Annotated in this window: 7 protein-coding genes and 1 pseudogene; 6 read left to right on the top strand and 2 right to left on the bottom strand. The window is 44.4% G+C overall.

The annotated features are described in order from the left end of the window. The first annotated feature begins 17 nt into the window (after window positions 1-17). The gene (locus V7K32_RS09570; protein ID WP_334992492.1) at window positions 18-587 is read left to right on the top strand and encodes a prolyl oligopeptidase family serine peptidase; all 570 of its coding nucleotides are present in this window, start codon (window positions 18-20) and stop codon (window positions 585-587) included. Between the two features lie 395 nt (window positions 588-982). Next, window positions 983-1,453: a hypothetical protein gene (locus tag V7K32_RS09565; RefSeq protein WP_334992490.1), complete on the top strand. Its 471-nt coding sequence runs from the start codon at window positions 983-985 to the stop codon at window positions 1,451-1,453. Between the two features lie 106 nt (window positions 1,454-1,559). Here the strand turns inward: V7K32_RS09565 and V7K32_RS09560 are convergent, their stop codons facing one another. After that, a complete protein-coding gene (locus tag V7K32_RS09560; protein WP_334992488.1) occupies window positions 1,560-4,658 on the bottom strand; it encodes a phosphoenolpyruvate carboxylase in 3,099 nt (1,032 codons plus the stop codon). Window positions 4,659-4,760: 102 nt separating this feature from the next. Then, window positions 4,761-4,997 carry a hypothetical protein gene (locus V7K32_RS09555; protein ID WP_334992486.1) on the bottom strand — a complete coding sequence of 79 codons (237 nt, stop codon included), beginning with the start codon at window positions 4,995-4,997 and terminating at the stop codon, window positions 4,761-4,763. A 468-nt stretch (window positions 4,998-5,465) separates the two neighbouring features. Between V7K32_RS09555 and V7K32_RS09550 the strand changes: the two genes are divergently transcribed. The 4 genes and pseudogenes from V7K32_RS09550 to V7K32_RS09535 all read left to right on the top strand — a co-directional run. Then, on the top strand, window positions 5,466-8,474 hold the full coding sequence (locus tag V7K32_RS09550; protein ID WP_334992484.1) for a DUF1574 family protein: 3,009 nt from the start codon (window positions 5,466-5,468) through the stop codon (window positions 8,472-8,474). A 108-nt stretch (window positions 8,475-8,582) separates the two neighbouring features. Then, window positions 8,583-10,082 carry an MBOAT family O-acyltransferase gene (locus V7K32_RS09545; protein WP_334992482.1) on the top strand — a complete coding sequence of 500 codons (1,500 nt, stop codon included), beginning with the start codon at window positions 8,583-8,585 and terminating at the stop codon, window positions 10,080-10,082. A 352-nt stretch (window positions 10,083-10,434) separates the two neighbouring features. Continuing rightward, window positions 10,435-11,517 (top strand): photosystem II q(b) protein, encoded by a 1,083-nt coding sequence (psbA, locus tag V7K32_RS09540; RefSeq protein ID WP_334880648.1) that lies wholly within the window; start codon window positions 10,435-10,437, stop codon window positions 11,515-11,517. 99 nt (window positions 11,518-11,616) lie between these two features. After that, window positions 11,617-11,832 (top strand): annotated as a pseudogene (locus V7K32_RS09535) (Uma2 family endonuclease); the annotation flags it as partial. Between the last annotated feature and the right edge of the window lie 86 nt (window positions 11,833-11,918).

Genomic DNA, 11,918 nt, shown 5'->3' with positions numbered 1-11,918 from the left:
TGTGAGGCTGCTAGAGTATGGCATTACTACTTTATACAACTTTTGCGCTCACTTTACTTCAACACAGTAAAAGATGTCAAATGGGTTCTATACAGGATTTGCAGAAGCGATACAGCATCGACGGGAGCCGCTTATACAGCACAGGCCAGTCTGGGGGATGCATGACCGCCATTGCGCTGAACATTAAGCACCCGCAATTGTTTGCGGCTTCCCTGCTTGTAGCAGGTCAGTGGGATGCGAATAAAGTCGCACCCATAGCGAGAAATAAGCTGTGGATCGTGGTGTCTCAAGACGACAGCAAAGCATACCCCGGCATGAACGCCATAACTGCCGAGTTAGAAAAACATGGAGCGATAGTGACTCGTGCCGAGTGGGACGGCACCGCCAATGCTGCACAGTTCAAGCGTGATGTAGAAACTATGCTGCAAGCGGGGCCTAATAGTAACGTCTACTATGTGGACTTCAGACAAGGCACAGTGATTCCGCCAGGGCAGAGCACATCTGGTGGGGCAGGTCACCAAAATACATGGCGCATCGCGTATACCATTGAAGGTGTTCGCGACTGGCTGTTTCAGCAGCGTAAATAACAGAAACCCGCAATGTACCAACAAGCAGCCCAACAAGGCGCTGCACCCGACCGGTTGTATACAAAGTCATGGTTAAACAGTTACTTTTGTCACTCATAGCCAATAGAAATATTTATGTAAAATTTATTATGTAAAATTTCTAAAACTGCATGCGCTCTTTACCCCGCATCGATTCGAGATACTGGTTTTGCCTTTGTGCCGCTAGCGTTTTCGGCACCAACACTGGTGACTTCGTTGGGGACGAACTACACTTCGGACACCTCGACGGACTACCCTGGCTGGCTGGGCTATTCGCTCTAATCCTCCTACTCGACCGAATTGTCCGCCGACCCACACCACTGTGGTTCTGGTTTGCCATCATCACAGTTCGCACGGCGGCTACCAACGTCGGGGATATGTTCCATGATTGGCACATCGACTTCGCGGTCTCCATACCGGTGGTTCTTGCGCTCTTTGTTTGCGCGGTCTGGGTCTACCGCCGGTTTTTTGATGCGGTGACTACCTTGGGCGATACCGTCCGCGTAACACCGAGCTACTGGGTCTGTATGATGTTAGCTGGTGTCCTTGGCACCCTCGCGGGCGACTTCGCGTCCTTTCGGCTGCATCTCACGCCGCCAGGGGCCGCAGTGGTGGTAGGGGCGCTGGTGGCGATGACGCTCACAATAGGCCGACGGGGGCAAATTCTCGCGCCATCGCTCTACTGGATCACGGTGGCACTCATTCGCACGGCTGGCACTGCTGCCGGCGATGCCTTGGCCCATGCGTTGAGCCTGACATGGAGCACCTTGCTCACCGGTCTTGCTTTCCTGGTTCCCGTCATCGCGTTCTACCGAACCAGTTGGCTGACGGGACGGTTGAACAAGTAAAACGGGACGGACGCTCGCCGCCCGATGACTGAATCGACATTTGTCATTTGTTATTGGGGTAGAGGGGAAAAACTTACTGCCTCACTCCCTCATCTCCCATTCCCAATCAACCTGTATTTCTCATCCCAGCTGCAATTCCATTAATAGTTAACAATGCTCCTCGCAGTAACTCGCCTTTGCTGTAACGAGAATGAATGACTCCAGAAGTAGCAGTAGTATTTAGGGACTGGCGTAGACGTTTGAGGAGTGAAACTTGGATAAATCCCAAGGGGACAATTGTGCCATTGCGTAATTGTACAGATCGTTGCAAGACAGGATCGCCATCTAAGAGTTGATTGTGATCGGTGATTTTTAATACCAAATCCCTTGTGAGATAGAACTCGCTAGCAATTTGGTCAAAAACCTTGGCAAAACGAACTTTATCTTCTGGTTTTGATAATTCCTGGACGTAGTGATGTGCCATTTGCATATCTACTTTTGCTAAGGTCATCTCAGCCTTAGAAATCACCATCTTGAAGAACGGCCACTTAACGTAAAAGTAGCGCAGCAATTTCAAATGTTCTTCTGGTTCTTCGTTCAAGAATTCTTGTAAAGCTGTGCCAACGCCGTACCAGGAAGGAAGTAAAAAACGGGTTTGTGTCCAGCTAAATACCCAAGGAATAGCTCGCAGACTACTTAAATCTTTCTTTCCAGATGGACGGCGGGCTGGACGGGAACTAATTTGTAGCTGGCTAATTTCTTCAATTGGGGTTACTTCGTGGAAGAAGTCAACAAAATCAGGCTGTTCGTAGATTAAAGCCCGATAATGTTGACGCGATCGCGCTGCTAATTCTTCCATAATCTCATTCCAGGGTTCAATATCATCAAACCCTGTCCGTAACAAGCTAGCTTGAATCACAGCAGTGGTGATGGTTTCCATGTGGTATAATGCCAAGTCCAACAAGGAGTATTTAGAAGCCAAAACTTCACCTTGTTCGGTAATCTTGATTCGCCCATTGATACTATGACCCGGTTGAGCCAAAATCGCCTCGTAAGCAGGACCACCACCCCGTCCTACAGAACCGCCGCGTCCGTGGAAAATCCGCAAATTTACATCATAGTTTTCTGCTATTTCTTGCAGTGATTTTTGGGCTTTATGAATTTCCCAGTTGCTGCTTAAAAACCCAGAGTCTTTATTGCTGTCAGAATACCCCAGCATCACTTCTTGTAAGTTTGGGGGGAGGGGGGCAGGGGAGGCAGGGGGGGCAGGGGAGGCAGGGGAGGCAGGGGAGGATGAATTTTCATCCACAACAGTTTCTGTTTTTGTTTGTTCGTAGCCGCCAGCTAATAAAGCGCGATATAAGGGGAGTTCAAACAGTTTCCGCATGACGCTTCTAGAGCGTTGTAAATCTTCTACTGTCTCAAATAGGGGGACTACTTGAATTGTTCCGACAGCGATGGCGGGGTCAAAAAGTCTGGCTTCTTTGGCTAAAAGCAATACTTCTAGCACGTCGCTCACGTCGCGGCACATGCTGATAATGTAAGTTTGGCAGATATTTAGACCAAATTCTTGTTGAAGCGATCGCACGATGCGAAAAGTTTCAATTACATCGTTGGTTTTTTCAGAAAATGGCAATTCTGCCGGAATTAATGGCCTGCGGGTTTGCAGTTCTCCTGTGAGCCAAGCGACTTTTTGCTCCTCAGATAGTTCGTTGTAAGGTTGAGGTAATATTTGCAGGTATTCTAATATCTCATTGAGCGCATCGGCGTGGCGAGATGATTCTTGGCGAATATCTAGCTGTGTCAAGTTAAAACCAAAAATTTCTACCTGACAGATCAGATTTTCTAATTCTCGACAGCTTAAACCTGTTTCTGTCAAGTTGCGCTGAATCATCCGCAGTTCTGCTAAAAAATCGTCTCCTGAAAGATACAGGGGGCTATCTTGATTTTTTGGCGTTTCCCGATTGTACAAAGCTAGATTGCGATCGCGAGTATTTTCTAGCCGTTTCAGTACATAAGCCAGTTTCAGCCGATAGGGTTCTTGCCGATAGCGCAGCGCCAGTGCGTCATATACCTCACTCAACTGGGACTGATCCAACTCTAGAGATTCCAGCAAATCTGGTAAAACATCACTCCAGTGCATTGACACGCTCAACAATTCAATCAGATTTTTCACTGACTGAATATATCTCCCCAGCACCATTTTGCGCTGATAGCAAGCTGTCTGCCAGGTAATTTCGGGTGTGACTGATGGGTTCCCATCCCTGTCTGAACCTACCCAGGAACCGAAAGAGCAAAAGTTTTTACTCGGTGGTTCTAGCCAAGGAAAGGTATCGGATAGAGTGTGTTTGAAACGTTTATAAAGTTGAGGAATGCCATCAAATAGAACTTCTTGAAAATAGTGCAAAGCATAATCTACTTCATCTAGCACTGTGGGTTTGAACTGGTGAAGTTCGTCGGTGCGCCACCACAGGCGAATTTCTTCGAGCAATTGTTCGCGCACATCTGCTGCTTCCCAAGGATATGCTCCCGGTGTAGTCCCGGTATGATTTTCCAAAGCATCCAGTTTTTGTAAAAGTTGTACCACCTGACGCTGCTTATCCCGGATGGTATGACGAACAATTTCCGTCGGGTGTGCTGTAAAAACTAAGCGTACATCCAGATGATTAATTAGACGTTGAATTTGCTGGGGTGGTACATTCAGTTTGAATAAATAGGGAAACAAGGCAGCGAAAGTACCTTTTGGTTTGACTGGCGCTTTTTCTTGATAATTTTTTCTCAAAAACTCTGCTGCAATTCCCTTGCTAACAGGCGCGTCATCTTCTCTTTGATTCGAGGAATAGTTGACATTGGCTGGTGTTTGTGGCTCTGTAGCCTCTGTTTCTGCTTCATAGCGACTCAATTGCTGCCGTTGTTCGTATTCCTGCTCTATGATATTAATCAACTGAAAATAGAGAGCGAAAGCACGAGCCGCACGAATTGCTTCGTTGATATTTAGTTGTTCAATTAATTTGACGGCAGAGGATGCTTGGTCATTTGTTGCTTGTCCTTCTGGTGAACATAAATCGCGCAATTCCCGCAACAAGTCTACCATGTTTTGACCGCATTCTTGCCTCAGAACTGACTCCCACAATTCTTCCACTACCTGGAGACGATGACGCAAAAATAATTCCGACACCGGGTATATATCAGCAGTTTGAGACGAAGAGTATAAAAGGGAACCCATATTCTCTATTGTTGTAAAGCTAATTACTGTTTACGCTTCTAGGTTTTGCAATTAATGCTCACCAAGTTGTTCCTGAGCAAATAATTATTTGGTGTATATTTTCTAAGTTTGATTAGTTTCACTATCCTCTGGGAAGTCGAGATTGGGTAAGCGATCGCCTCGCAACAATTCTTCACTGGCTTCCCCTATGGCTTCTAGGGCTTTTACTGTAGTTTTTCCGGTAATGAGCAGCAGTAATATAGACGCTGTACCTATTTGTAAAAGGAAAGATTGGGGAATGCTAAAGAAATCCAGATTGGATGCGGGGTTAGTTGAGGCTTGTTGATTGGCAGGAGGCATTGCTAATTCTTGGTTATGGGAATATGAGTCGAAAGAAGTTAGGAGTTAAAAGTTAAAAGTTAGGAGTTAGGAGTTAGAAGTTATGATTACTCCAAAGATCATCAAGAGAGGGAGTTTTAAATGAGATAAGCTTGTTGTTTGTTTCGCCTATCAGGGACGTTAGCGCAGTGGGATGCAAGTTCAGCTTTAAAGGACAAGTCATTAGCTAGTCATATAGAATTATTTTGACTCCTGCCTCCTGCCTCCTAACTCCTAACTTCTTAATTTTGACTCCCTATTAGTAAAATAAACGCAAAACTCAACATTAGACCTCTTGCAACCTGTACAAGACTATCTTGGCCGATTTTATGAGCTACGAAGGTAACAAAATTGTTAAAAAAAAACGTCAGAGTGTGGTAGACCTATGCTTCTAGTTTACAAGTGCAGGCACTATCTCCCAACAATCGCTTCCTGTAAAGTTAACTGAGCATGAAAACAGTATTACCAGATCGCCAGCAATCCTTAGTGCAGTGGGTAAGCCAAGCAACAGGGATCAACACTTTCGGGGTGAAAGTCCGGTTACGGGGAAATAACCTTCATATTCTTTGTGAAGGTACAGAATGTCCGCAGCGTTGGCGTACTTTGTCTGACTTGCTGCAAGCACTACAGCAGACAGACTTGGATATTCTCACCAGCGACGAACAACCCTCAATATATCAAGTATTTGTCTATGGCCGAAGAAAAGGGGAACAACGCCCCAAATGGTGCCATCGGGTTTACTTGAATCAATTAGATAAGCATCTGGAGCAGGTACAAGCGCTGCTAGAGGATTCGGAAAAATTAAAACCGTCGGCTGGGGCGCTGATTGTCTCTAACGAAAGTTTGGCACGCCAAGGGAACCCAGAAGCGATCGCTCGATATCTAAGCGAAACTCTGAGTACGTTAGGTGTATCAGTACAGGCAAAGATTAAGCCATATAAGCCAAAGAACTCTCAGCCAGAAGAAGATCGCCTGTGGATATTTTGCCAGTCGAGCTATAGCCCCGATGCATCATTGCTTGCTGAACCGATAGCACAAAAGTTGCGTTATCTCAAGCTCACCGGCTACCAAGATGCAGTAATTGTTTCCCAGGTGAGCGGCGAAACTGCCCCGGATTGGCTGTTGCGGGTGGATTTGACGCCACCAGAGGTAATGCTAAAGGAGTGGGCGCGTTGGGGGGATATACAAGCGATCGCGCGATTATTAACTGAGGTATTGTCAGGCTTAAAAGTTGCTGTCCAAGCTTTTTTGAAAGAATCAACGCTACATATCTTTTGTAGCCCAGCTTTTGATCCTTTAGGAAGTGCGCCGATCCCCGATAAGGAAGTGTGTTTAGAGGCGATTTTACCGCAGCTAGAAGCGATCGCACCTCAAGGCATTCTCGCCGCCACCATCTACGGACAAAAAGCAGGCGACAATGAACCAACTTGGATTGATTGGGTAGCTTTACCTGCAACAAAATATCCCGCATTTGCCACATCACCGCTAGATTTGGCGAATACTGGTGATGAACCAGCCATCATATTTTTACTGGAGCGTTTACTCAATCATGACCTAGATTGGCGTTTATTGACAGGCGGAGTTCGCGTCCTTCTGCTGAACAAAAATGATTTATTGCACATCTTATGTGATGCACCTGTTTGTCCAGGGCGTCAACAAGTAGCAACTAAAGTTACCCAGTTTATCCGCCAGTTAAAAATTCCCGGTATTATGGGGGTACGTGTATACGGTCGCCGCGCTGGGAATAAACAACCTTTTTGGAATTATGGCGTTGATCTTGAGCATCGCCAACGTTTAGTACCAGAAGCAACTCCAGAATTTGCTGCTACTTCTAAATACGTTAACGATCTAGTAGCTTCTGAAACTAGTGAGCCAATTTTGCGCCCCGACTTAACGACAGAAGAAGTTCAAACTTTTGTCACAGAAGTTGCGCGAAATTGGCTGACAACGGCCAGTACAACCGCGAAAAAATTCCTGTTACAAAGCCAGCTATTTATCGAAAGCAATCAGTCAGCAGAACAAAGCCCTAATGTTCAAGGACTTAAGGTTGCTTTAGTGTGGGGGACACTGGGATTATTACTTACCCTTCAAACTGATTGGGTGTTGGGTCGAATTATTGCAAGTACTACGCCAACACTAAAAGTAGCCAGTGTCTTGCCTTCATCATCTTCTGATCAAAAAGCATCTTTGATATCGGGGAAAACTCAGAGTGAGAAAACAACATTTTTTACCAGCACTTCCCAAACAAAATCTTCTCCAAATCAGAGTTCTGTATTTAATGCTTCGGAATTTACCCAAAGTGATAATACCCCGACAAATAATTTGGCAGCCGCACCGCTGAAAGAAAAAGCAACCGCTACCGCTATTCTTTTAGCAGCGCGATCGCAAATGCCAAGTTTCAATGTCAGACAATTAGACGAGCAACTAGCACTGTATAAACAGCGTTTGGCTAGAACTAGTAATCCGCCAGATGTGTTGATTATTGGCTCCTCCCGCGCCCTTAGAGGAATAGATCCAGCAGCACTTTCTAAAGCTTTAGCGACTCAGGGCTATCCAAATCTTGATGTATTTAACTTTGGAATCAATGGTGCCACCGCACAAGTTGTAGACTTTGTGATTCGCCAGGTACTAGAACCATCAGAACTGCCTAAAATAATTATCTGGGCAGATGGGGCCCGTGCTTTCAACGGTGGACGCGAAGATATTACCTTTAAATCCATCGCTGCATCGGCTGGTTATAAACAAGCATTCCAAAAAGTCCTAACAACTGCCAATAGCAGCGATTTGCCTAAAAATAAAGTAAATTCGGCAGAAGAAAAGAGCAAAGAAGAAAAACCGGAAGTTAGCGCCTATCAAGCTGTCAATCAGTCATTAAATCAAGCTCTAGCATCTCTTTCTAGTAGCTATCCAAAGCGCGACCAAATTAAAACTTTACTGCAAAAACAACTGCTTATACTTGGTAACAATCAGACAGTTGCATCGCAAAAACAGCTAACAGATGGTACTTCAGATGAAAGTACTTCCCAGCAAGCAGTTGATTTTGATGGCTTTCTACCTTTGTCAATTCGCTTCAATCCTGCTAGATACTATCAAAAACATTCTAGAGTTCCGGGGAATTACGACAACGACTATAAATCTTTCCAAATAGAAGGACAGCAAGATGCTGCTATTCAAGAAGTGCTTCAGTTTACCCAGTCTCAGAAAATTTCCTTAGTGTTTGTCAACATGCCTCTGACAGAAGATTATTTAGATCCAGTGCGTAAACAATATGAGCAACAATTTCAGCAATATATGCTGCATCTAGCTACTAATCCCAACTTTATTTATCGAGATTTGAGTCAACAGTGGCCAAAAGCAAATGATTACTTTTCTGATCCTAGCCACCTCAACCGCTTTGGAGCATACGAAGTCTCCAAAAAACTGGCTAACGATCCGATGATTCCCTGGCCAGTGAAGTAGGGGAATGGGGAGCAGGGGAAGTGGGGGAAGTGGGGGAAGTGGGGGAAGCAGGGGAAAAATTATTGATTAATGCCCTATGACAAATAACAAATAACAAATAACTAAAAAATGAATTTTATATCAATTTTCTATGGGCTGTTCTTGTTGAGTGTGCTAGGAATTTATTGGTCTTTAGCACAACAGAAATTGCGATTATGGACGCTGCTAATTGCCAGCTTGGTTTTCTACGCATCTTTGCAGATGCAGTACATACCATTACTATTAGCATTGACGTATATTAATTTCCGTGTGGGGCTAGAGATTGGGAAAAATACCTCGCAAGGAAAACATTCTCTTGACTGGCAAATTTCTAATGAAGAGTGGCAATTTGCCCAAGGTGACTGGAATCGTCGTCGGTTAAAAGTTTTGTGGTTGGGGATAGTTCTAAATGTTTTACTGTTATTAGGTTATAAGTATTTTACCCCTTTATTCAAATTTGTTTTTCATGTACAAACAAACTCACCAGATAGTTCTTTTAAATTAATTGCACCCTTGGGTATTTCATTTTTTACCTTTGAATGTATTGCCTATTTAATAGATGTCTATCGCGGTGCCCCTGCTACTGATAATTTTCTCAATTTTGCTACCTACAAATTATTCTTCGTCAAACTGATTTCAGGACCGATTACGCGCTACCACAACTTAGCAAATCAATTCAATACACTAGAATTACCCAATAGCGATAGAGTCGCCCAGGCGCTATGGTTGATTGCTAGAGGTGCAGTCAAAAAAGGTATTTTTGCAGACCACCTTGGTATTTTCGTTGATTTATGTTTTGGTAATTTACAACGGGCGGGTAGTACCGATCTCTGGTTGGCTACATTTGCCTACGGTTTGCAATTATATCTAGATTTCAACGGTTACGTAGATATTGCCCGTGGTAGTGCTATGCTTTTCGGCTTGGTTCTACTTGAGAATTTCGATTTTCCCTACTTCAGCACCAATATTTCCGAATTTTGGCGGCGCTGGCATATTACTCTAGGAGATTGGCTACGTAACTACGTCTACTTTCCTTTGGGTGGTTCCCGTCGGGGTTTAGTCCGTACCTGCTGGAATTTATTTATTGTGATGCTAATCGCTGGTATCTGGCACGGTGCTGCCTTGGGTTATGTAGTTTGGGGCATATTCCACGGATTAGCCTTGGTGGTTCATCGACTTACAGATACTATGAGCGATCGCTTTGAAAAACTAGAACAATTCTGGCAAAATCCTCTGGGTATCTTTGTCGCTTGGTTATTAACTCAACTGATGGTTTTTACCTCTTGGATTTGGTTCCGCTTACCTAACCTCCAAGACTCTTCTTTAGTAATTCGACATCTTTGGGGTTATCCAGCTGATGCCCAGTTTGCCCAAAAGGTTTATGTAGAAGCCTTAAATATCAGCCAATACCAACTCGCTTGGGTACTTATAGCTTTAGCTGCCCTTATGGCTGTAGTCTATACCTTCAACCGAATACTAAAGTTAGAGTTGAACTGGCCGCTTAAGCTTGTCTTCGTCCCCCTATGTTTTTACGCTGTTTGGTTATTAGCTCCTGAAGGCAGTTTGCCCTACATCTACTTTGATTTTTGATAAAACATAAGACAACTTACAACTTATTATTTCGTTAACAATCAACAAAACTTAAAATTTTTGTTGATTGTTATTTGTAAAGGAATGTAAAGGGAAAAAAATAGGCGATCGCGTCATTTAAAGTCATAGCTAGTTTGGTGTTGAAACGGCTTACAATGCTTTAAATATACTACTTTTATCACTATTGTTTATAGTAGGAAAATTTTACAGTTCGATGAGCTTATTAAAGAATTCTGTTACAGAATATTAACTCAGGGATCGCGTCAAAGTAAATTCATATAGACTATATTTCAACAGGCGAAAACAAAATTTGCTTGTTCCATATTTAACAACCCATAGCAATTATAAAACCATGACCACAACCTTACAACGGCGCTCTGACGCTAACGTATGGGATCGCTTTTGCGAGTGGATCACCAGCACCGACAACCGTATATATATAGGTTGGTTTGGTGTACTCATGATCCCAACTCTGCTAGCTGCTACTGTTTGCTTCGTAATCGCTTTCATCGCAGCACCTCCAGTAGACATCGACGGTATCCGTGAACCCGTTGCAGGTTCCTTGATTTATGGAAACAACATCATCTCTGGTGCAGTTGTTCCTTCCTCCAACGCTATCGGCTTGCACTTCTACCCAATATGGGAAGCAGCATCGTTAGATGAGTGGTTGTACAACGGCGGACCTTACCAATTGGTAGTTTTCCACTTCTTGATCGGTTGCGCTTGCTACCTGGGTCGTCAGTGGGAACTTTCTTACCGCTTAGGTATGCGTCCTTGGATTTGCGTAGCTTACAGCGCACCTTTGGCTTCCGCTACCGCAGTATTCTTGATCTACCCAATCGGTCAAGGTTCATTCTCTGATGGTATGCCTTTGGGTATTTCTGGAACCTTCAACTTCATGATTGTGTTCCAAGCAGAACATAACATCTTGATGCACCCCTTCCACATGTTAGGTGTGGCTGGTGTATTCGGCGGTTCATTGTTCTCAGCAATGCACGGTTCTCTAGTAACTTCTTCTTTGGTTCGTGAAACCACCGAAACCGAGTCGCTTAACTACGGTTACAAATTTGGTCAAGAAGAAGAAACCTACAACATCGTTGCAGCCCACGGCTACTTCGGTCGTTTAATCTTCCAATACGCTTCTTTCAACAACAGCCGTTCACTGCACTTCTTCCTAGCAGCTTGGCCTGTCGTCGGTATCTGGTTCACCGCTTTGGGTATCAGCACGATGGCATTCAACCTGAACGGTTTCAACTTCAACCAATCAGTAATTGATTCTCAAGGTCGCGTCATCAGCACCTGGGCAGACGTAATCAACCGCGCTAACTTGGGTATGGAAGTAATGCACGAGCGTAACGCTCACAACTTCCCCTTAGATTTAGCTGCTGGTGAAGTTACTCCTGTCGCAATGAGCGCTCCTGCTATCAACGGTTAATTCTGAAGATTTAACTAAATAAAAAGCGCTCTCCAGAAATGGGGGGCGCTTTTTTTTGTTAGATTCAAGCTACAACTCCTACGGATGAGAAATCAGGTAATGGCTGCTTCTGTGGAACATGGCTTAAATAATAGCGCTTTTATCCCTCCTTTAGAAAGTGGCGATCGCTTAACCCGCCACGAATTTGAACGTCGTTATACAGCAATGCCCAATAAAAAAGCAGAATTAATTGAAGGAGTCGTCTACGTGGCATCACCACTGCCTTTTAGAAGTCATGGCCAACCTCATGGACAGTTAATTACCTGGTTAGGGACTTCCAAATAAAAAAATACTCAACTACTTCTTGTGGGGTGGGCATCTTGCCCGCCTTTGTATATGGGCGGGCAAGATGCCCACCCCAC

The sequence above is a fragment of the Nostoc sp. genome (assembly GCF_036917635.1).
In the GTDB taxonomy this organism is placed as follows: domain Bacteria; phylum Cyanobacteriota; class Cyanobacteriia; order Cyanobacteriales; family Nostocaceae; genus Nostoc.
Note: the sequence above shows the minus strand (reverse complement) of the source record. Positions and strands in the feature narration are given on the sequence as shown.